Source organism: Paenibacillus sp. FSL H7-0735 (assembly GCF_038008505.1).
Taxonomy (GTDB): domain Bacteria; phylum Bacillota; class Bacilli; order Paenibacillales; family Paenibacillaceae; genus Paenibacillus_AQ; species Paenibacillus_AQ odorifer.
This window is the reverse complement of the sequence record NZ_JBBOZH010000001.1, coordinates 5,294,828-5,315,284: the sequence shown is the minus strand read 5'-3', so window position 1 is coordinate 5,315,284 and position 20,457 is coordinate 5,294,828. Positions and strand designations below refer to the sequence as shown.

General features: G+C 43.9%; 19 protein-coding genes and 1 pseudogene. 15 read left to right on the top strand and 5 right to left on the bottom strand.

All coding sequences use genetic code 11. From position 1 onward, the window contains the following. The first annotated feature begins 3 nt into the window (after positions 1-3). The 9 genes and pseudogenes from NSS82_RS24265 to NSS82_RS24225 all read left to right on the top strand — a co-directional run bounded on the left by NSS82_RS24265 (position 4) and on the right by NSS82_RS24225 (position 10,021). Positions 4-1,803: a cache domain-containing sensor histidine kinase gene (locus NSS82_RS24265; RefSeq protein ID WP_076272187.1), complete on the top strand. Its 1,800-nt coding sequence runs from the start codon at positions 4-6 to the stop codon at positions 1,801-1,803. Continuing rightward, positions 1,778-3,376 carry a response regulator transcription factor gene (locus NSS82_RS24260; RefSeq protein ID WP_036683135.1) on the top strand — a complete coding sequence of 533 codons (1,599 nt, stop codon included), beginning with the start codon at positions 1,778-1,780 and terminating at the stop codon, positions 3,374-3,376. The genes NSS82_RS24265 and NSS82_RS24260 overlap by 26 nt, the downstream gene beginning before the upstream one ends. 24 nt (positions 3,377-3,400) lie before the next feature. Next, positions 3,401-5,266 (top strand): DUF2264 domain-containing protein, encoded by a 1,866-nt coding sequence (locus NSS82_RS24255; protein WP_256718382.1) that lies wholly within the window; start codon positions 3,401-3,403, stop codon positions 5,264-5,266. Continuing rightward, positions 5,256-6,371 carry a glycoside hydrolase family 88 protein gene (locus tag NSS82_RS24250; RefSeq protein ID WP_076272186.1) on the top strand — a complete coding sequence of 372 codons (1,116 nt, stop codon included), beginning with the start codon at positions 5,256-5,258 and terminating at the stop codon, positions 6,369-6,371. The genes NSS82_RS24255 and NSS82_RS24250 overlap by 11 nt, the downstream gene beginning before the upstream one ends. A 222-nt stretch (positions 6,372-6,593) precedes the next feature. Beyond that, positions 6,594-7,259 (top strand): amino acid ABC transporter permease, encoded by a 666-nt coding sequence (locus NSS82_RS24245; protein ID WP_076272185.1) that lies wholly within the window; start codon positions 6,594-6,596, stop codon positions 7,257-7,259. Next, the gene (locus NSS82_RS24240) at positions 7,240-7,917 is read left to right on the top strand and encodes an amino acid ABC transporter permease (protein ID WP_036683130.1); all 678 of its coding nucleotides are present in this window, start codon (positions 7,240-7,242) and stop codon (positions 7,915-7,917) included. The genes NSS82_RS24245 and NSS82_RS24240 overlap by 20 nt, the downstream gene beginning before the upstream one ends. A 22-nt stretch (positions 7,918-7,939) precedes the next feature. Then, complete coding sequence (locus tag NSS82_RS24235) at positions 7,940-8,695, top strand: amino acid ABC transporter ATP-binding protein (protein WP_076272184.1); 756 nt, start codon at positions 7,940-7,942, stop codon at positions 8,693-8,695. Positions 8,696-8,714: 19 nt separating this feature from the next. Then, positions 8,715-9,589, top strand: a pseudogene (locus tag NSS82_RS24230) (cysteine ABC transporter substrate-binding protein). Positions 9,590-9,709: 120 nt separating this feature from the next. After that, entirely contained in the window at positions 9,710-10,021 is a 312-nt protein-coding gene (locus NSS82_RS24225; protein WP_036683223.1) for a hypothetical protein, read from the top strand. A gap of 83 nt (positions 10,022-10,104) precedes the next feature. On the opposite strand, the gene NSS82_RS24220 is transcribed toward NSS82_RS24225, so the two are convergent. Together NSS82_RS24220 and NSS82_RS24215 are read right to left on the bottom strand one after the other, a co-directional pair. Beyond that, positions 10,105-10,317 carry a hypothetical protein gene (locus tag NSS82_RS24220; protein ID WP_038572647.1) on the bottom strand — a complete coding sequence of 71 codons (213 nt, stop codon included), beginning with the start codon at positions 10,315-10,317 and terminating at the stop codon, positions 10,105-10,107. A 246-nt stretch (positions 10,318-10,563) separates the two neighbouring features. Next, entirely contained in the window at positions 10,564-12,009 is a 1,446-nt protein-coding gene (locus tag NSS82_RS24215; RefSeq protein ID WP_076272183.1) for a hypothetical protein, read from the bottom strand. Between the two features lie 54 nt (positions 12,010-12,063). Here NSS82_RS24215 and NSS82_RS24210 point away from each other — a divergent pair, with 54 nt between their 5' ends. The 3 genes from NSS82_RS24210 to NSS82_RS24200 all read left to right on the top strand — a co-directional run bounded on the left by NSS82_RS24210 (position 12,064) and on the right by NSS82_RS24200 (position 14,123). After that, a complete protein-coding gene (locus tag NSS82_RS24210) occupies positions 12,064-12,675 on the top strand; it encodes a DedA family protein (protein WP_076272182.1) in 612 nt (203 codons plus the stop codon). A 149-nt stretch (positions 12,676-12,824) separates the two neighbouring features. Beyond that, positions 12,825-13,178, top strand: coding sequence for a VOC family protein (locus NSS82_RS24205; RefSeq protein ID WP_036683117.1), 354 nt, complete (start codon positions 12,825-12,827; stop codon positions 13,176-13,178). Positions 13,179-13,421: 243 nt separating this feature from the next. Then, positions 13,422-14,123 (top strand): DUF421 domain-containing protein, encoded by a 702-nt coding sequence (locus NSS82_RS24200; RefSeq protein ID WP_076272181.1) that lies wholly within the window; start codon positions 13,422-13,424, stop codon positions 14,121-14,123. A gap of 701 nt (positions 14,124-14,824) precedes the next feature. On the opposite strand, the gene NSS82_RS24195 is transcribed toward NSS82_RS24200, so the two are convergent. Together NSS82_RS24195 and NSS82_RS24190 are read right to left on the bottom strand one after the other, a co-directional pair. Then, positions 14,825-15,226 carry a VOC family protein gene (locus NSS82_RS24195; protein ID WP_036683113.1) on the bottom strand — a complete coding sequence of 134 codons (402 nt, stop codon included), beginning with the start codon at positions 15,224-15,226 and terminating at the stop codon, positions 14,825-14,827. Between the two features lie 84 nt (positions 15,227-15,310). After that, positions 15,311-16,171, bottom strand: coding sequence for a LysR family transcriptional regulator (locus NSS82_RS24190; RefSeq protein ID WP_256718381.1), 861 nt, complete (start codon positions 16,169-16,171; stop codon positions 15,311-15,313). Positions 16,172-16,354: 183 nt separating this feature from the next. On the opposite strand from NSS82_RS24190, the gene NSS82_RS24185 reads away from it, so the two are divergent. Further along, entirely contained in the window at positions 16,355-17,548 is a 1,194-nt protein-coding gene (locus NSS82_RS24185; protein ID WP_076272179.1) for an MFS transporter, read from the top strand. Positions 17,549-17,575: 27 nt separating this feature from the next. Here the strand turns inward: NSS82_RS24185 and NSS82_RS24180 are convergent, their stop codons facing one another. Next, positions 17,576-18,319, bottom strand: a complete 744-nt coding sequence (locus tag NSS82_RS24180; protein WP_076100532.1) for a MerR family transcriptional regulator — start codon at positions 18,317-18,319, stop codon at positions 17,576-17,578. 91 nt (positions 18,320-18,410) lie between these two features. On the opposite strand from NSS82_RS24180, the gene NSS82_RS24175 reads away from it, so the two are divergent. Next, positions 18,411-19,112 carry a CPBP family intramembrane glutamic endopeptidase gene (locus NSS82_RS24175; protein WP_038572639.1) on the top strand — a complete coding sequence of 234 codons (702 nt, stop codon included), beginning with the start codon at positions 18,411-18,413 and terminating at the stop codon, positions 19,110-19,112. A 318-nt stretch (positions 19,113-19,430) separates the two neighbouring features. Then, positions 19,431-20,354 carry a helix-turn-helix transcriptional regulator gene (locus tag NSS82_RS24170; RefSeq protein WP_076272178.1) on the top strand — a complete coding sequence of 308 codons (924 nt, stop codon included), beginning with the start codon at positions 19,431-19,433 and terminating at the stop codon, positions 20,352-20,354. The last annotated feature ends 103 nt before the right edge of the window (positions 20,355-20,457 follow it).

Here is a 20,457-nt window from a genome sequence, read left to right as displayed (position 1 = left end):
TCCGTGTTTAGAAAGCATCTATCCCTCCGTAAGAAACTTGTGTGGTCATCGCTGATCTGCGTCCTGATCCCGCTGATCTGCATTTACATGGTTACTGATTATTTGACCCGGGATCTCATTCTGGAGAAAGCGGTTGGTAGCGCAAGAGAATCTTTAAATGCAGCCAGCGCCAATATGAATGCCATATTTGAACAGACACTGGAACAGTCCAACTTTGTGCTCCAGAACAGCGAGATCAGGCAGATGATGTCTGCCGATTCAGAGTCGCTCCGTGCACCAAAGCAGATCATTCAGTATAACCGTATGTCGCGGATGCTGGATGATATGTTTGTTTTAACAGAATATTTGAAGGTGACGTTAATCGGAAAAAATGGTCTTATTTATACCAGCTATCCTTACAGTGACTTTAATCCGAGTAATTTCTACAACAAGAATTGGACATCGTTGCTGAAACAAATTCAACCCATCTCGACTTATTGGAGAGCGGAGCACGATACTTACTACAATTATTCTGATAAAGGCTCAGCTGATTGGGTAACCATTGCAAGGCCGATTCAATCGACCTCTAGCAGTACCATCGGATATTTAATTATTAATATCAATGAGCGCAAGCTCCGTCCTTATCTAAATAACGATAATGATAAAGAGATGATGCTTTTGGATGACAAGGGAACTGTAGTTTCCCATGCTGATAAGGCCCGAATCGGAGAGACGATGACGTGGTTGAAAAAGGATGGCGAGCTTGACACTGTGGAAATCGACGGAGAAAAGTTTTTATATGTTGATCAGGAGCTGAGCAGCAACAAATGGCGGATGGTCAGCATTATCCCGCTGAAGGCAGCCTTGTCAAAAAATAAGCAGATTTTATTTATCAGCCTGGCGGTGCAGATTCTTTTCTTTACTTTGTTTTCCGTTCTCTTAACCGTTCTAATCTCAAAGCTGACTCAGCCTATCGTAAAATTAAGCGCTTTTGTAAAGCGAATAGGTCGTGGTCAGTTAGATGAACGTTCGTTCATTCGAGGGAATAATGAGGCAGCACAGCTCGCCCGCACCATTGACCAGATGCTAGATCGGATCGAGTCTATGATTGAACAAATCACTTATGAACAGACGGGAAAAAGAAAAGCCGAACTAGAGATGCTGCAAGCGCAGATCAATCCACATTTTATGTTTAATCTGCTGAATTCGATTCGCTTAAATATTCTGATGCAAGGCGATCGGGAGAATGCTGAGTTGATTGGTTCGCTGTCGTCTTTGCTCCGTATGACCTTTAACAGGGACAATGAGTTTATCCCGCTTTGTGAGGAGACAGATACGATATCGCATTATGTCACTTTAATGAATTTTCGCCATGCCAATCAGGTCAGGCTGGAAATGAATTTAGCGGACGGGAGCGCTGAAGCACTGGTGCCTCGATTTATGATTCAGCCCATGATCGAGAATGCCATCATCCATGGCTTCGAGCAGTTTGGTGGCGAGATTTTTATTGAAGCTCGTATTGTTGCAACTACGGGAAGCTTGGTTATCACCATTAAGGATAATGGGATCGGGATGTCACCGGAAACTTTAACAAGACTTCGTGAAACCGCATACAGCAGCGAACAAATTACAGAGGAGGACAGAAAAGGGTTCTCCGGCATAGGTTTACGCAATGTGGCCCAACGCCTCAGTATGATTTATGGGGCTTCTTTTAAGCTGAATATTCAAAGTGAACCTGATGTGGGCACGGAGATTTGTCTGGAGTTTCCTTTGGATTACGGAAAGGTGGGTGTGGAGAATGCTGACGGCAATATTGGTGGATGATGACTATCCGGTTATCCGTTATTTGTCGCAGGCCGTACCTTGGAGCGAGCTCGGTATTGAACTCACCGGATGTTATTATAGCGGTCTCGAGGCTTGGGAAAAAGCACAGCAGAGTCCACCAGATCTCATTATTACCGATATTGGCATGCCCAAGATGAACGGGCTGGAGATGCTGGAGCTATTCAGAGCTGTGCAGCCCGGAATCCGTGCGATTATTCTCTCCTGCCACAACGAATTCAAATACGCCCAGCAAGCGCTGAAATTAAACGTAGGAGAATATATTTTAAAGGAATCACTGGATATTGAGCAGTTACAGCAAGCGATTAGAACCCTTGTGGCGGAAGTGGGACTGAATAGGCAGCAGCATACGGAGATGCTGGTTTATAAGCAAAAGCAGTCTCAAAATCGCGCCGCGCTGAAGGAAAAGTTTCTAAAAGATACCTTGTATCAATCCTGGGACAAGGGGGCTTGGATCGAGCAGGCCCGATCAAACGGAATTATGATCCATGCCAAAAACTATATCCCGCTGGTTATTGTAATTGACCGTCCAGAGGAAGCTTCAAGGGTGCGCCGGATGAGTGAATATACGATTTCTTTTGCGGTTGAGAATATTATGCAGGAAGTGCTTGAGGCTGATCACAGTCTGTTTATTTCGAGATACAGCCATAAGGAGATAGTCATTCTCTTTTGTAGCGACCAGCCTTCCAAAGATCACCAGGCAATCTATCACTCCATTCAAAATGCAGCCTCTGCGGTTCAGAAATATCTTAAACTTTCTGTCTCTTGCTTATTTGGCGCTGAGGCGCGCAGTCCTGAGGAAATTCGCGGAACATTGCAGCGGATGCTGAAGGAGAAAATACAGCGCTTTTATCTCCCTGCGGCGGGAATTCACCGTTTTGAAGAAGTCTGCTTTTCCGGAGAAGATATTTATGCTGAATATGGAACCTTGTACGCTGTTATCAATGATGATATTGCCTTGAACAGGAACACGGAGCTTCGCGTTCATGTAAAGGAATGGAGGGAATGGGTGGCCTCGCAAAAATTCCATCCGAATGAAGTCAAGGAATGTGTGCTTCGCTTGCTGATGGACTTGCAGATGAAGACGAAACAGCTTCTGCAATCTCCATTGCCTATAACCGAAGAAAAGCTATTTAGCGTGGTTGGTGACATTGAAACTCTGGAGCATTTGGAACAATGGCTGGTGCAGTACTTGGAGGAATTAGCGCGGAAAATAAGTATGTTCTCCATCAAGTCTAAACGGAGTGAAGTCATCAAAGCCCAGCAGTTCGTGATTAGTCATGTGACGGAGAAAATAACGCTGGAGGACATGGCAGGCCGCCTTAACTTAAATGCCAGTTATTTCAGCCGCTTATTCAAACGGGAAACCAACCAGAACTTCATTGAATATGTAAATATGCTAAAGCTTCAGAAGGCAAAGGAGCTGCTTAACCAATCTGAAAAGACAGTGGAAGAGATCTCCGAGTATCTGGGATATGCCAACAAAAGTTATTTCATCAAGCTGTTTAAACGGGAAATGGGCATGAGGCCTAGTGAATATGCGGCTTGGCATTGAGTGTGGACAGGAGGAAACATTGCTGTGGAAATAAAGGGTACTAAAAATGAATTACAGATGTTCCTAAATGAACTATATACTCCACTGGAGAGCAGATTTACTTCTGGCTGTGCAGGAATTAATATGGGCGCTACAGGATCGATTTACAATGAAGCTACAGCGCTTATGGAAGCTTTCGCCCGTCCTTTATGGGGTCTTGTTCCCCATGCCAGCGGTGGAGGGGAAAGTGCACTCTGGCCGATGTTTCTGGAAGGGATCATCAACGGGACAGACCCGGAGCATGAAGAATATTGGGGGCGATTTACTACCAAAGATCAGCGTATGGTAGAGCAGGCCGTGTTGGGATTGGGGCTTGCTCTTGCACCACATAAAATGTGGGAGCCGCTGAGCGACACGCAGAAAATGAATGTATATAACTGGCTGAATCAGATTAATCATGTGGATCGTTCCAATCCGAATAACTGGCTGATGTTCACGGTTCTTGTGAATGTGGGCTTCAAGAAAGTCGGATTGCCTTATGATCAGAGCATAATGGATGATTATCTAGCGAAGATCGATAATTACTATCTTGGTGACGGTTGGTATTCCGATGGATTGACCGATCAGAGGGATTATTATATTGCTTTTGCTATGCATTATTATACGCTGATATACGCTAAGTTGATGGCGGATGATGATCCTCAGAGAGCTGCTGTTTATCGGGAAAGATCCGCACGATTTGCCGAGGATTTCATTTATTGGTTCGCTGAGGACGGAAGTGCACTTCCTTTTGGTCGTAGCCTGACCTATCGTTTTGCACAGGTTTCTTTCTGGAGTGCGCTGGTGTATGCAGAAGTGGTTCCTTTTTCATATGGCGTTCTTAAAGGAATCATTATGCGTCATTTTCGTTGGTGGTTTGAACAACCTATTATGGGATTAGACGGACTGCTTAGCATCGGATATGCTTATCCGAATCTAGTCATGACAGAGAGCTACAACGCCCCCGGATCTCCGTATTGGGCCTTTAAAGCTATGCTTATTCTTGCCTTGCCAGATGATCATCCTTTTTGGCAGGCGGAGGAAGAGCCGCTGCCTATTTTGAAAGAGGTACGGGCTCTCCAAGAGGCGCGTATGCTAGTGAGTCGCCCGGAAGCAAATCGGCATGTTATTGCCTATACCTCTGGCCAGATGGCTAACTTTGATATGGCCCATAGCGCAGCCAAATATTCTAAATTTGCATATTCCACTCTGTTTGGCTTTAGTGTCCCGAAAGCGGGTTACGGGTTGGTTCAAGGCGCTTACGATTCTACACTCGCACTATGCGAATGTGATGAACACTATCGGGTACGCAGATTCTGCGAGACCTGGGAAATCGGAGACAGCTATGTATATTCCCGCTGGCATCCCTGGAGTGATGTACACGTGGAGACATGGATTATTCCGGCAGGTCTATGGCATGTTCGTGTTCACAGCATTCATACTGCCCGGCGGCTGGATGTAGCGGAGGGTGGATTTGCCATTGGCCAGTCAGCTGGCTTCTCGCACAGTGAACGGGAAACCATTAAGGTATCAAACACTGCTGTTTCGGTGCAGCTGCCCTGGGGAATCAGTGCCATACATAGGCTAAGCGGCTTTGATCGGGGAGAGTGCGTACATCCCGAGCCGAATACCAATCTGCTGAAGCCGCGGACACTTCTTCCGAGCTTGTGCTCCAGACTGGAACCGGGAGATCAAGTATTGATATCTGCTGTCTTCGGAGCGACGAATACTCCGGAGAACCAGGCAAGTCTTGCTTCACCACCGCTTATTCAATGGCACTCGGACGGAAGGGTTGCTGTATACGAACCTAGTAACGATACACTTTTGCATACTGTTGATTTAAGGGAAGGGAGAAACAAAGATGTGGAATAAGGCTATTGAGGATGCGATTCACAAAGTTGGGAGCAATATTGCTAACCATCCGGGCAAACTGCCTCATATCGCTGAGGGGCAACAGTACGAATGGGGAGACAACGACGACTGGATAGAGGGTTTCTATGTTGGGATGATGTGGCTTGCTTATGAATATAGTAAGGATTCATGCTATAAGGAGGCGGCAGCCTCTTGGTTAGGGGACTTCAAGCATCGTCTGGATCAGCACATTGCCCTGGACCATCATGATATTGGTTTCTTGTATACACTGACTGCAGTAGCGGAGTGGAAAATAACGGGCAGCGAAGCGGCGCGAGCTGTCGGCCTGCAAGCTGCGGACACGCTGTGCAAGCGCTGGCGTGAACCAGCAGGGATTCTTCAGGCCTGGGGACTGGAGAGTGACCCGGAGAATGCGGGACGTATTATTATTGACTGCTTGATGAATTTACCTCTATTGTTCTGGGCAGCGGAGGAAACAGGAGATAAGCGCTATTATGAAATAGCGCTCGAACATGCGTTTAAGAGCCGGAAATTTCTTGTGCGTGGGGATGCCTCCTCTTACCATACTTTTTATTTTGATCCGGCTACCGGAAATGCAATTCGTGGAGGAACACATCAAGGTTATGAGGACGGATCGACCTGGACACGGGGTCAAGCTTGGGGAATATACGGTTTTGCTCTGGCGTATCGCTATACGCAGAATGAGGATTTTCTTAAGACCTCTAAGAGCCTAGCGGATTATTTTATCAGCCATCTACCGGAGGACAGTGTGGCTTATTGGGATTTCGATGTGCCAGTGGGAGCGGATACCCCTCGCGACAGCTCGGCTTCGGCGATTGCTGCGGCCGGTCTTTTGGAACTGCTCGATCACCTAGGCGTAGATGATCCGGACCGGGCCATTTATGAAGTTGCTTTACACCGTAGCATGAAATCCCTAGTGGAACATTATGCGACATCTGGAAATCCGGAAGCAGAGGGACTTTTAGAGCATGGTTCTTATCATGTGAGAGGTGGACGTGTGCCTGATGGTCATATGATTTGGGGAGATTATTATTATTTGGAAGCGTTGATCCGCTTGCAGACTGGCATCCGAGGCTATTGGTAGTGGGATGTTAGAATGTGGAAAGGTTTAGCCTATAGAAAAAGGAAACTGCTAAGACTAATCTCTTAGCGGTTTTCTTTTTTTTGTGGACTACTATACAAGAATTTTAAAACATAGTTATTTACTTGGAATAGTATGAATAAAATCATATCACCACACGTAAGGTTTAATGTAAGATTTTGATAATTATTAGAAATTAAGAAAAGGGGATCGGGTTACTCAGATATGAATTTAGACTGGGAGTTTATCTATGAGAGTTTGCCGCTTTATAGTGAGGCGATGTGGCTGACAGTGAAGCTAGCGTTGTTAGCTATTGTCTTCTCACTCCTTATTGGCTTACTGTTCAGTATCGTCTTGTACTATAAAGTCAAAATCGTTAGTGATGTTATTAAGATCTACATTGAGCTTTCACGGAACACCCCTTTACTTGTGCAGCTCTTTTTTCTTTACTATGGCTTACCTAAGATCGGAATTCACTTTAGTGAGATGACCTGTGCGATTGTAGGCATGACATTTTTGGGCGGGAGCTATATGACGGAGGCTTTTCGTGGTGGGTTCGAGGCAGTTAGCCAATCGCAGATTGAATCAGGTCAGAGCATTGGACTGTCTAAGCTGCAGCTGGTCAGATATGTTATTTTTCCCCAAGCCTTTGCGATAAGTATTCCTTCTTTAGGGGCAAATGCGATCTTTCTTCTGAAGGAGACCTCTATTGTAGGTGCCATTGCTTTAATGGATTTGATGAATGTGGCAAAAGACTTGATCGGCATGCATTACAAAACAGCGGAGTCTCTGCTCCTTCTGGTACTCGCCTATTTTGTGTTAGTCCTGCCCTTATCGCTTTTATTGACTTGGGTGGAAAGGAAGGTGAGATATGCAGAATTCGGGGATTGAGGTGCTTTTTGAAGGTTCTAATTTCGAACGATTATTAGGGGGCTTACTTGTAACGATTGAAATTTCATTCCTCTCTATTGGAATCGGTACGTTATTAGGTATCCTTATGGGATTGCTCCGGACGCTGGGATCGAGGCCTTTAAGGTTTATATTACGTCTTTATTTGGAGACCTTTAGAATTATTCCGATTCTAGTGTGGCTGTATGTAGTACATTTCAGTTTCTCTCCATTACTTCATATCGATATCAGCGGGGAGGCTACCTCTATATTGGTGTTCAGCTTATGGGGAGCTGCGGAGATTGGGGATCTTGTTCGTGGAGCTTTGCAATCTATGCCAAAACATCAGGTGGAATCTGCCAGGGCGCTAGGTCTGAGCAGCAGTCAACTTTATCGGCATATTTTGATTCCGCAGGCTGTACGCAGAATGCTGCCGGGAATGATTAATCTTGCCACACGAATGATCAAGACAACATCACTGGTGGTGCTGATTGGAGTGATTGAGGTGGTAAAGATCGGGCAGCAGATTATTGAACTCGGCGTGATAAAAGCGCCCACCGCTTCCTTCTGGGTATACGGCTTTATCTTTATATTATATTTTTCTGTATGTTTTCCGTTATCCAGACTTTCGAAAAAAGTTGAAAGCAGATGGCAAAATTAAGGCTTAGGAAGGAACGGTTGTAATGGCAGATTCCGGAGAACTCCTGCTGGAGGTTACACAATTACACAAATATTTTGGAGAGCGAAAGGTTCTGGACGGCATTGAATTGCAGGTGGCAAAAGGAGAAGTAATCGTTATTCTCGGTCCCTCTGGTTGTGGAAAAAGTACGTTCCTGCGTTGTCTTAACGGTTTGGAGCCGGTTCAGGAAGGGGCGATACAATATCGTGGGCAGAACCTTGCGGGGGCTGCTGTAGATTGGCGTGAAGTTAGGCAGCATATCGGAATGGTCTTTCAAAATTATGAGTTATTCCCGCATATGACGGTTATGGATAACATTCTTTTAGGTCCTCTGAAAGTACAAAAGAGAGAGCTCAAAGAAGCAACGCAGCAAGCGGAACAGCTCTTAGAGCGGGTTGGGCTGCTTGAGCGTAAACTTGACTATCCACGGCAGCTATCCGGTGGACAAAAGCAGAGAATAGCTATAGTAAGAGCTTTATGTATGAATCCGGAGATTATGTTATTTGATGAAGTGACGGCATCCTTGGATCCGGAAATGGTTCGGGAAGTGCTTGATGTGATCTTAGGGCTTGCTCAGCAAGGAATAACGATGATCATCGTGACTCATGAAATGGGGTTTGGCAAATCGGTTGGGGATCGGATCGTGTTTATGGATCAAGGCAAGATATGTGAGATCGCTGCCCCGCAACAATTTTTTACCCACCCTGCGACAGAACGTGCCCAGCATTTTCTGGATATATTTCAGTACGAAAAATTATAGAAATAGGAGAGGAAGAGAGATGAAGAAAAGTTTGAAATGGCTAACGATGCTGGTAAGTGTAAGTATATTATTGATGGGATTGGCTGCTTGTGGCAATAGTTCGGATAACAATGGAAACTCAGCATCTTCTAAATTCACTTCTATTGAACAGCTAAAGAAGAAAGGGAAGATTAAGATCGGCGTATTTGCAGACAAACCACCTTTTGGTTATGTGGACTCTGAGGGTAAAAACCAAGGGTTTGATGTGTATATTGCCAAGCTTTTGCCAAGGATCTGCTAGGAGATGAATCGAAGGTTGAATTTGTATTAGTTGATGCTGCCAGCCGCGTGGCTTATCTTGAATCGGGTAAGGTTGATATCATTATGGCTAACTTTACGGTCACCGAGGAAAGAAAAGAAAAAGTGGATTTTGCTAATCCGTACATGAAATTGTCCTTTGGGGTCGTATCCCCAGACAGTGCTCCAATCACTTCCATTGATCAATTAAAAGGGAACAAGCAAAAGCTCATTGTAGCTAAAGGTACGACAGCGGAAACCTATTTTACCAAAGAATATCCGGATATTGAATTGCTCAAATTTGATCAGTACACAGAGATTTTTGCAGCGCTTAAAGATGGTCGGGGGGCGGCAATCGCTAACGATAATACAGAACTCATTGCCTGGGCTAAATCAAATCCTGGATTTACGGTCAGCATTCCTGCTTTCGGGGGTCAGGATACAATTGCTCCAGCAGTGGCAAAGGGGAATAAGGAATTATTGGACTGGATTAATACAGAACTTGATACCCTTGGTAAAGAACAATTTATCCATCAAGCCTATAAAGAAACCTTAAATGAAATTTACGGTGAAGGATATACCGATGAGCTTGTTGTTGAAGGCGGGAAAATCCAGTAACAGATTAGGAATAACATTGCGGGGGCATCTGAGAAGATGCCTTTTCTGCTGATAGACTATTGCAATTTCTATAATGCCGAGTATAATACTGGGTATACACAGAATAAGGAGTCGGTGAAAATGTCTGTCGATGATTATCTGGATCTTCTAAACTACGCCAAAGCAATTAACGATGGACAGTGGCAAGCTGACATCATAGACCGTTTGAATAAGCTGAGTAAGGCTTCTCATGCTGAGACAACAGAACAAAGTGTGAACGAGCTGTGGATTCAATTCGACGATATAAATGCAATATTAATGGATTTATTTAATAAGCTGAGAGAAAGTGTGGATCCAGTAGAGCAGTATCGGTGGAAAGAGAAAATCTGGGAGTTAAAGCAGGAACGGATTAATCTATCGAAGAAGATTCAGAGTAGATATATCAGGATATAATTTAAGCCCACATTGTGATAAAAAAGAAAATAAAAAAAGGCATGCAGTTAGTCTGCTCTGCCAAACTTACGATGGTCTATAGGCTACTTAGACATTTGCATTCCTTCGCGCATCATTGTCATACACATAGTCATCATTTCATCGCAGTCCTGCATTTTTTTCATCATCATATCCATGTTCATATCCATCATGCCCATTTCAGACATTTTTTCCATGCCCATCTTCATACAGTTCATCTTAGACATCATATCATCCATACACATGTTCATCATCATTTCCATACACATCTTGTCCATTTTTAATTCCTCCCTTCTTTTAAATTACCTTTCTTCCATAAAATACTATACATTTTCGGAACCATCAACGCTAGATTTGATATTTTACTAACTTATTTTTCTTATTTGTCGTAATTATGTATATCCTTACCATGTGGATGTTATTAATCAGAATACTTAATTGCGGATCGGTGACTATTGGCTAGATTGCCTCAGGTCAGCGTTTTTTTTGCGTTCTACAGAGTGAGGAATTAACGAGCCGGATCATCACTTTGGGATAAACGAGAAGACACTGCCATAGGTCCCTGTAAATACGGGCTGACCGAATTTTTGTGTCCATTCCTTGAGTAGCTTATATGAGACCTTTTTGCTCGTAATTACATAATCGGGATGATCGTAATTAACGATCTCGGGAAGGTATTCAGAGAATCCGTGCATCGAGCGTTCAAAAGCAGTCCAACCCAATACGCCAAGAGAATCTTTTGTCACGAAGGGATCTTGTCTGCCATCACATAACACATCTCCCCCTCGGAACATGACATAGCCGGATGAACCGTAGTGGGCGAGAACTTTGGGACGTGTACCTTCAGGTGTATGCTGCAGAATATAGTCCATTTCATCTACAGGATATTTTTTAGCGTCAATAACTGGTGGTACAAGGAACAGATAAGCAATGTTTAGCAGCAGACCAACTGCCAGTAACCCTCGTAATGTACTTTGTCGGACTAGAATACCTGTTTTGGTGAACTCAGGAAGCGCATCAAAAAATACAGCCGCAAAATAGGGAATGAACAGCCACATAAACAGGTTTTGCTTGAAGTTTGATACACCGAGGTATAGAATCCCAAGCATAAGAAAAAAACGGAACGGTTTACGCTGGAGTGCAAAAGGAAGTGTGCAGGCAAAGAACAAAAGCAACAGTAGAATGGGCAAATTATCCAAGCTATTGAACCGAATCGGCTGCCATTCATTAATCAGCAGGTTAAAGTTCTTTTTCGTTACTGTCAAAATAAACAAGAGGCTTTTTACGCCGCCTGGATTTAGAATGCCAACTAACCAGATGAGACCGAAGACTATAATTTTACGCTCATTCAGCGTTTTTTGGATCAATGATTCAAGCAAGGCCATCCCTGTAAATACAGCAATTACAAGCCATACTCCTGCATGGAAATTGGCAATGGCAATAGAAAGGGCAATCATCGCAGCGGCATATTTCTTTTGAGCACTCATTTGATATTCACGCAAATATACGAAAAACCAGACAATCATAAACGAAGAGATCATCTGTGGACGGCCTTTGAAATAATTATAATAAATCCAGCAAGAAATTAGCAGCACAAAAGGGAGCAGGAGAACATGGTCTTCCGGAAGTCCCAGTTCTTTGCGTGAAACCTTACCCAGCCGAAGCAATCCGAGCACTAAAAAGAACAAGCATACAGCGGTCAAAATATACACACCCGGCCATCCAAACGCTGCATAAAGCGGGGCAACGAGCAGCTGGAATCCGAATTCATGAGGGACGTAGGGCAGCTTATTTCCGTAAAAAGTATGTATGGCATGATGTAGAACTTGTCCGTGCTCGATCATATATTGTCCTAGCTCTATATGCCAGAAGGTATCGGGATCATTGTAAGAAAATTTAGGGAACATCAGCAAGATAGCGGCTATAACGAATATGCCGTACAAAAGTTTGTGTATATTGAATTTCACCATTATTTTGTTTCCTTTCTTATATAATAGAAAATTTATGAAGCGGAGTGAACACTCATGCATCAACTATTTGCGTGGATATCTGAATCCGCGCTTCACCTTGTTAATTCTATGGGCATTTGGGGCATATGGTTAGGGATGATTCTAGAGAGTGCCTGTATTCCCATTCCCAGCGAAGTGATTATGCTCAGCGGTGGCTGGCTGATTGCGCAAGGTTCGCTTACTTTTATGGAAGTTGCTGTTGCTGGGATATTCGGAAACCTACTGGGTTCCATCATTGCCTATTATATTGGTAAGGCTGGTGGACGCCGGTTATTAGAGAAATACGGAAAATATATTCTCCTGAATGAGCATCATTTGGAGCAATCGGAGCGTTGGTTCGGGCGTTATGGCGAGAGTACCGTATTTTTTACTCGTATGTTGCCCTTTATTCGTACTTTTATCTCACTGCCCGCAGGGATTGCTGGAATGAAAGCTTGGAGATTCATAACATTTACAGCACTCGGCTGTATCCCGTGGAACTTAGCTTTGATCTATCTGGGATACCGCTTAGGTGACAACTGGGGTATCGTGGAGCAATTTATTCGCCCAATCAGTTATACCATTTGCGGAATCGTGGTGCTTCTTGTGTTGAGATGGTTAGTACGGAGATTTCGTAACCAGACTTAATGCCAACTCTTCGGGTGTTTTCTGCTCGGTGAGCCTCACAGCTTATTATGGATAAATTAAGGTTAGGAACGTCGGTGCTAGAATTAACTGTTATATGTTGAATGTATTCTATATTCAAGATTAATCTACTTATGTCTGGGAGGTTTGAAATGAAGGTCAAACGAATCGTCGCCAATATAAACACGAAGGATATCACGGCAGCTAAATGCTTCTATGAGGATGTGCTCGGTCTTGATTTAATGATGGATCATGGTTGGATTAGAACTTATGGTTTAGACGAGGAGATGAGCATTCAGATTAGTTTTGCCTCACAGGGTGGCTCAGAAACGCCTACGCCTGATCTATCAATTGAAGTCGATGATGTCGATGCTACATTTGAAAGCATGAAGAAAGCTGGATTTCCGATAGAATATGGGCCTGTTGATGAGCCTTGGGGCGTTCGGCGATTCTATGTCCGCGACCCGTTTGGCAAACTTATTAATATTCTTGCACATAGACATTAGAAGAGTGGTCACGGCGTGCAGAAATCTTGATTGTTAAACTGTCGAATAGCGATAGCTAAATGATGACATAGGGGCAGCCGGTCAGGGGATCGGCTGCCTTTGTTCAACTAACGGGCAGTAGAGCGTAATGTCGCTGATACAAAAAAACTAACATTACATAAAGTGTTGCTACGAATTGTATGTCTTGGGTAGAGATAGGGCAACCTAATTAATGGAAAATAAGATAACGGAGGAAAAGAGCGCGTGGATTTTTTTAAGAGCCAAGAGTCATTGTCGGCAATAGGGTGGATTTTACGCTCGATTGTCGGATTTGTATTCCTTATAATTGCTGCCAAAATGATGGGTCAGCGTTCAATATCGCAGCTTAGGTTTCTTGATTTCATCATCGCGCTGACGCTGGGAAATATTATTGCGCATCCACTGTCGGACGAGCAACTTGGCCTGAAGGGTTCCATGATTACGACTCTTTCGCTCGTGATCCTATACATAGTCGCGATCTGGCTCAGTTTAAAGATCCCACTGTTAAAACAATTTTTCGATCCTCCAGCGATTACTCTTATTCAGGAAGGGAAGCTTAATTACCGGAACCTATCGAAGGCAAAGTTACCTATTGATTTTTTGTATGCAGAGCTGAGAAAGTCGAGCGTAGAGGATATCTCGAAGGTTGCCTTTGCTTCATGGGAGCCAGGCGGTACTCTTTCTGTCTTCGTAAATACGGCTTATCAGCCTGTAACTCCGGCTGATCTGAAGTTGGCCACACAACCATTTAACCTGACCAAACCGATTATTGTGGATGGCCACATTGAACATGCACTGTTACGCGAAATCGGCAAAAACCGCGAATGGCTGCAAACGGTAATACAGCCCCACTTATTGAACAATGTCATCTTGGCAACCGTAGATAGTAAGCTTACAGTGCAGGTACATGTGGTTGAGGGTCCATAAACGTATGTTTCCTCCGAAAGTGTAATCGCGTAGCCATGAAATTTGAATATATAATACGGTTCACCGTAATGCTTCCAAATACAAAGTACAGTTTGACCACAAAATGTATATCAGTATATAAAGCAAAAAACACTCCTGACAATGGAGTGTTTTTTGTTATTCAAATTTATTTGAGGTCCATGTAGCAATTCCATTCATTGGACATGCAACAACCAGCCAATTATCAAATTCTACTCCCACCTGCCAACATTCATACTTCTCATGAAAACCATTAACAAATAATAGGCTTCCTGATTCCAAGTTTATAATTAAATGTGGAGTAACGTCTCCCAATTTTATATCTGTAATTTTTTCACGTCTCAGCTTTATTATTTGACTTTCATTACTAGGGTATTGAGAGGGAACTGAATCAAATATAGTCCACTTTGATTCAATGTTCAGGTACAGTTGACCAGCTAAATCATCGAACTCGTTCAGCGAAGTCCCTATTTTCTTTATTCATTCCGTTCCCAGCTCTTTTCATCAACGTATAAGCAAAATTTTTACACCATATCTTGGATTTGTCGGTGTTGGCTTTTCGCTTCAAATTTCACTCCTAAAAAACTCAATTACGACACAAAGGCAGCCAGTCAATGGAGTGGCTGCCTTTGTTTAGCTAACGGAAGGTTAGTTCAAATATGCAGGTGACCTGCGTTTTTATATTAGCGTTTTGGCATTTTGCTCTCATCCATATACAGCAGATTCCAGCGGTGACCGTCCAGGTCGGCAAATCCTGCGCCGTACATCCAGCCGTCAGTTTCACTTGGCTTGCCAAAGATGTTTCCTCCGGCAGACTCTGCTTTTTGGATAAAGGCATCTACTTCTTCTCTGCTTTCAGCACCAATGGAGAATATTACTTCAGCGCTATGGGAAGTATCTGCGGTCTTTGAACCTGTGAATTTCTCAAACGCCGCATCCGGAAACAGCAGAATTGTTGTTTGGCCTATAACAAGCTTGGCTCTCTCGTTACCAACACTCACCGCTTGGAATCCAATCTCATTGAAAAAGGCAGTTGACCTCTCAACATCTTTGACTGGCAGGTTAATCCAAATCTCCTGTGACATGGCTGTAGCCTCCTAATATATTTTCAACTATTCCTACTATACTCTACTTCTGGCAGCAGAAGCGATCTCTTTCGCAACTCACCTTTAATTGAAATACTCGATAGTTTTCTCAATAAATGCCTTGGCCGATTTTGTCAGAAAACGGTCGGAACGATGAATGATCTCAAAGTGACGATATGGCGGATCGTCTGTAATTCGGATGCAGTGTAGTGTTGGTTCATTCATCGCTTGGATCAGAGGATAAGGCAGCAATGTTCCTCCGACGTTGGCTTTAACCAAGCTAATAATGGAAGTTGCCGAACTGGTCTCCATGATCGTATTTAAGCTGAAGCCATATTTACGGCAATAGCCATCAACCAATTCTCTGCCTGTAAATCCTTCGGGGAACATTACAGTTTGGATATTACGCAGTTCATGGATTCCAATTGTGCTTCGTTCAGCCCAATCATGTTTCTCGGAAACGACAAGTACATATTCTTCACTGCACAAAGGAATGCGTACAAGCCGGTCATCAGGAGCGGAAATGATCTCGATCCCGATGTCTACTTCATTATCCAGTACTTGATTCAAGACGTAGATCGAAGAGATAACCTTCAGCTGCACCTTAGGGAATCGCGTATGAAAATTCACGAGTAATGGGGTGAGCCGATAGTCCAGATCGGAAGGGAGAACACCAATTACCAACCGCCCTCGTTGATCATTGCGTAATTCAGCTAACGCATCCTGGGTATTCTGTAAATGCCGAATCATCTGTACACAGTGCTCCAGAAAGAGATTTCCGGCCTGAGTCATCACAATCTTTTTGCCGACTCGGTCAAATAAGGGAACTCCGAGTTCATCCTCGAGCGCGCGTATTTGTTGACTCAACGTAGGCTGAGATATGCCAAGCTTCTCAGCTGCTCGTGTAAAATGAAGCTCCTCACACACAGCAATGAAGTTTTCCATCTGACGAATCTCCATATGAATGACCTCTAATCATTGGTTTTTGTAATCATTTTAATAGAAACTATAGTATTGTTCAATCATTCTAATGATTCTATACTTAATCGTGCACCATCCAAAGATCTGTTATTAACAAATAGGATCATGGGTGAATGCATCGATACTACTACCATGAGGTGATTCATAATGAAACTTTTTTATATCGTCTTGGCGCTTATTCTGGCTTCACTGAATTTACGGCCACCCATTACATCCATTTCTCCTCTCATGAGCACCATTCAGAGTGATCTGGGTATAAGCGGGATTACCGCCAGTCTGTTAACCACACTTCCGGTATTATGTATGGGTATATTTGCTCCGTTTTCCGTACGATTAAGCAGAAGGTGGGGAAATGAGGGTGCAATTGTTCTGGCTTTAATCCTCATTGGGTTAGGTACGGGATTACGATGGTTTGTTGGTACAACTCCTTTGATGATGTTCACTTCTTTTCTGTCCGGTGTAGGGATTGCATTGGCAGGGCCGCTGTTGTCCAGCTTCATCAAGCAGTACTTCCCTGACCGAGTGGCATCCATGGTGGGTATTTACTCTACAGCGATGGTGATGGGGGCCAGCATTAGTGTGGGACTATCGGTTCCGCTACAGCATACGCTGGGTGGTTCGTGGAGAGGCTCGTTGGCTGTATGGGCATTACTCGCAGCCATTGCATTGCCGATATGGTTGAGATTAGCCTGGTCTGCGCACGCAGATCGACAATCCGGTAAAATCTCCAGTGTACTTAATGCACCACTTCCGGTGAACAACAAACGTGCCTGGGTGCTGACATTATTCTTCGGGCTGATGGCAGCGATCTTCTATTCATTGACCGCTTGGCTTGCACCAGCAATCCAAAGCCAGGGGTATAGTCAAGAGACGGCCGGCAAAATCCAAACTTTATTTACATTGATATCGCTGCCCTCTACGTTGTTCATTCCCATGCTTGTACATCGTTACCAAAGACGTGTATTCTGGCTTGTCGGGTGTGCATTATTGGAGTTGATGGGTGTCCTGATGCTGAACCTAACCGTTAGCCCCTGGCTCGCGGCGATTCCGCTCGGTATTGGAGCGGGTGGTCTGTTCCCGATTGCACTGATGTTGCCCATTGATGAAACAAGCAGTGCTCAAGAAGCCAGTAGCTGGTCCGCAATGACCCAATCTGGTGGCTACATTCTCGGAGCGCTTGGGCCGCTAGCCATTGGCTGGCTGCACGATGCAACGGGCAGCTTTGTTCAAGCATTTTATGGATTGGCTGTAATCATCGTGCTTCAGATTATCGTTCAAATGGCTATAGGAAATAAAAAAAGTTCTCCAGCGAGTTATGATAAACCGCGGCCTGGTGTATAAAAAAATCTATCAATATGATGAAATCTCCTATTTCTGTTCCGTCTCTTTTTCTAGAGCGTGAGCAATGCTAAGCTCCACAAAGTTCAGCGCTTCGTCGGAAACGGGATATAGTCCTGACTCTGATGTAGGGAGCTTCCTCACTTCCCAAAACTTCTCCATCAATTCCTCGTCTCCATTAAAGGTTTCGTGTGATAGCTTTATTAACTCGCAGGCAATGGAATAACCTTCATCAGATTCAGGTGGAACAGATTGTTGTATGCACCACTCAATCCGGCGCAGTAAAGAGGCATATTGCTGAGTGGTCTGGTCATTACTGCTGAGATTGGGTAGTACATTTTGTAGAAAGGCACTTTCGTCATCATTAAAGTAATCGATCCATTGTTTAGAAATGGGTTGTACGTTCTGGACCAGATGAGAAACCCGATCCCAGGAGAGTGTACCTTCTAGATCAATCATGTTGATCAAAGAAGTAGTATTTGCAATACTGCCCTGAAGAGAAGCAAGCTGCTCCTGAAGATGATTATGATGTGCGATTAGAATATGACGAAAGGATAGCTTGTCCATTACATTTTGAATGTCTTCAAGCGGTAGTGATAGTGATTTAAGCAACGTTATCTTTTCGAGAGTGAATAAATCTTCTTCTGAATAATAACGGCGGCCGTTATCTTCCTTATAACTCGGTGTAAGTAGACCGATCTGATCGTAATAACGTAGGGTTCGAACCGAAATGTTCCGCTGTTTGGATATTTGTCCTGTTGTCCATCTATTCATGGTTCTTTTTCCTCCCAAAAATAATGCTTGCAGGTGACGTAACGTCACCTATTATCATTAAATTATATCACAGAGGATTGAGGGATTAAGGATGACCAGCACGGAAATGTGGAAGAAGATGGATCAGTGGACATGGCGTGAGTTTATTGCTTTACTTGCGCTTGAGTTTGTATTTGTTATATTCGTTATCAAATATGCGGTACAGTCAATGTATGAGCAATGGCTGGGGAATACTCTTTATTCAGGAACTCTTACAGGGCTTACCATAGCAATTGTACTTTTGTTAGGGTTATATTTTATTGCTTTACGACCGAAGAAAATGCCTTGGACTGAGGTAGGAGTAAAGAGATTTTCTGCGAAAGATTGGTGGAGAATTGCGCTGTGGACACTTATTCTTATCGTATTGAGTATGGCGACTCTCTATCTCACGAGTTTTCTTGGGAATACGGTGGACAATAGCAAAACAGAGAGTCTGAAGCAAAATGTCACTCTATTTACTATGATTATTGGTATTGTGTCGGCAGGGATCGTGTCACCATTTTATGAGGAGATATTTTACCGTGGATTTATATATCGTTGGTTACGGACTCGTGTTAGTATGAGCTGGGCGATTGTGATTAGTTCGCTAATCTTTACGCTTGCACATTTTCCCACTATGAATGCTATGCCCGTGAATTTTATTAGTGGAGTTGTCCTTGCATGGACCTATGAACGTACGGGATCGGTCGTGCCTGGTATGATCGTTCACGGTGTGTTTAATACGATTGCCGTGTTGTTAACAGCGATGAGTTAGAGTGATGATTATATTATGTATAAACGATGAGCGCTGATGAGCCTCAGGGTTTCTGCATTAATTGGACGAGAGAGCAACGTATTTAAGACTTCGGTAGTGACCAAAGGCCTGGGTGTAATTCAACTAGCGGGTAAAATAATGGAAATGATTTGTAGAAAAAAACCTATAAATGAAAGTGACAAAAGTGGACAATTCTACCGGCAGTTGAATAAAGCGCCTGTGAAAATTCAACCACCGCTTGATAGGATTGCGTTTGAGGAAATGCTATGCTGTTTTCGACAGTGCGCACTGTACATTTTGTTTTATTGGAGGTATACAATGCTCGACTTGCGTAAAATTGGAGCTTATATTTCGAAGCTTCGCAAAGACCAGGATTTGACCCAATTAGAACTTGCCGACCAACTGAATGTAAGTCATCAAGCGGTATCGAAATGGGAACGGGGCGACTCGCTACCGGATATCGGAACGCTTCCGCAGTTTGCGAGGTTATTCGGCAAAACGGTAGACGACATTTTAAATGCAGGAGACAACGCAGAAAATCGGGAGCACCCGCACCTAGGAACGATCGTTGAGGATATCGCAGAGAACAGGCCGGACCAAGTTGCAGAGATGGTCAATACCGGTGAGGTGGAGGTGGAAGAGCTTGTAGAAGTAGCGCCGTTTGTAAAAGCGAGTGCTCTGCATAAGGTTACAGAACGATTAGACAGCAGCGTCCTTAAGTTAGACGTGATCATGCGGCTGGCTCCGTTCCTTGGAACAGATACATTGGATGAACTGGTTCGTCAGGCAGAAGAGGGCGAAATTGTGTGGAATACCATTACTGGACTCGCTCCGTTCGTCAGCAGCGACACATTAAGCCGACTGGTAGATAAATCAATTGACGGTTCCTTAGAAGTGCACAATCTTGTTGGAATTGCCCCATTTCTTGAAAAAGAACATGTAGATCGGTTGGTACAACAAGCAGAGGAGGTTATCTTGAGCTGGAATTCCGTTCAAGGGTTGGCACCCTTTATTAGCAGAGAAACGTTAAGCCGCTTGGTAGACCGGGTTGCAGATGGCACTATTGATGCGAACCGGATCATTAGCCTCGTACCTTTTCTGGACAGGGAAAATCTCGAGAAGTTAATTAGTGGAGTCGAAGCTGAACATCTTAGCCCAGATCTGCTGGCAAGCCTTGCTCCTTTCGTCGATCAAGGGACATTGAGCAGAATGGTGACAAACTTATTAAATAAAGTAAAGTAGACACGTATATCGGAGATTGGTGATGCATAGGCAATGGCGTTAAGCTAACATCATACGCTAGTTCAATAAACACGATAAAGGCAGCCCGTCAGTAAATGTGATC

What these genes read in the sequence shown, in the direction of transcription:
- NSS82_RS24260 (WP_036683135.1), top strand. Translation starts at nt 1,778, where the DNA reads ATGCTGACGGCAATATTGGTGGATGATGACTATCCGGTTATCCGTTAT.
- NSS82_RS24250 (WP_076272186.1), top strand. Translation starts at nt 5,256, where the DNA reads ATGTGGAATAAGGCTATTGAGGATGCGATTCACAAAGTTGGGAGCAAT.
- NSS82_RS24245 (WP_076272185.1), top strand. Translation starts at nt 6,594, where the DNA reads ATGAATTTAGACTGGGAGTTTATCTATGAGAGTTTGCCGCTTTATAGT.
- NSS82_RS24240 (WP_036683130.1), top strand. Translation starts at nt 7,240, where the DNA reads ATGCAGAATTCGGGGATTGAGGTGCTTTTTGAAGGTTCTAATTTCGAA.
- NSS82_RS24235 (WP_076272184.1), top strand. Translation starts at nt 7,940, where the DNA reads ATGGCAGATTCCGGAGAACTCCTGCTGGAGGTTACACAATTACACAAA.
- NSS82_RS24225 (WP_036683223.1), top strand. Translation starts at nt 9,710, where the DNA reads ATGTCTGTCGATGATTATCTGGATCTTCTAAACTACGCCAAAGCAATT.
- NSS82_RS24220 (WP_038572647.1), bottom strand. Translation starts at nt 10,317, where the DNA reads ATGGACAAGATGTGTATGGAAATGATGATGAACATGTGTATGGATGAT.
- NSS82_RS24215 (WP_076272183.1), bottom strand. Translation starts at nt 12,009, where the DNA reads ATGGTGAAATTCAATATACACAAACTTTTGTACGGCATATTCGTTATA.
- NSS82_RS24210 (WP_076272182.1), top strand. Translation starts at nt 12,064, where the DNA reads ATGCATCAACTATTTGCGTGGATATCTGAATCCGCGCTTCACCTTGTT.
- NSS82_RS24205 (WP_036683117.1), top strand. Translation starts at nt 12,825, where the DNA reads ATGAAGGTCAAACGAATCGTCGCCAATATAAACACGAAGGATATCACG.
- NSS82_RS24195 (WP_036683113.1), bottom strand. Translation starts at nt 15,226, where the DNA reads ATGTCACAGGAGATTTGGATTAACCTGCCAGTCAAAGATGTTGAGAGG.
- NSS82_RS24190 (WP_256718381.1), bottom strand. Translation starts at nt 16,171, where the DNA reads ATGGAAAACTTCATTGCTGTGTGTGAGGAGCTTCATTTTACACGAGCA.
- NSS82_RS24185 (WP_076272179.1), top strand. Translation starts at nt 16,355, where the DNA reads ATGAAACTTTTTTATATCGTCTTGGCGCTTATTCTGGCTTCACTGAAT.
- NSS82_RS24180 (WP_076100532.1), bottom strand. Translation starts at nt 18,319, where the DNA reads ATGAATAGATGGACAACAGGACAAATATCCAAACAGCGGAACATTTCG.
- NSS82_RS24175 (WP_038572639.1), top strand. Translation starts at nt 18,411, where the DNA reads ATGACCAGCACGGAAATGTGGAAGAAGATGGATCAGTGGACATGGCGT.
- NSS82_RS24170 (WP_076272178.1), top strand. Translation starts at nt 19,431, where the DNA reads ATGCTCGACTTGCGTAAAATTGGAGCTTATATTTCGAAGCTTCGCAAA.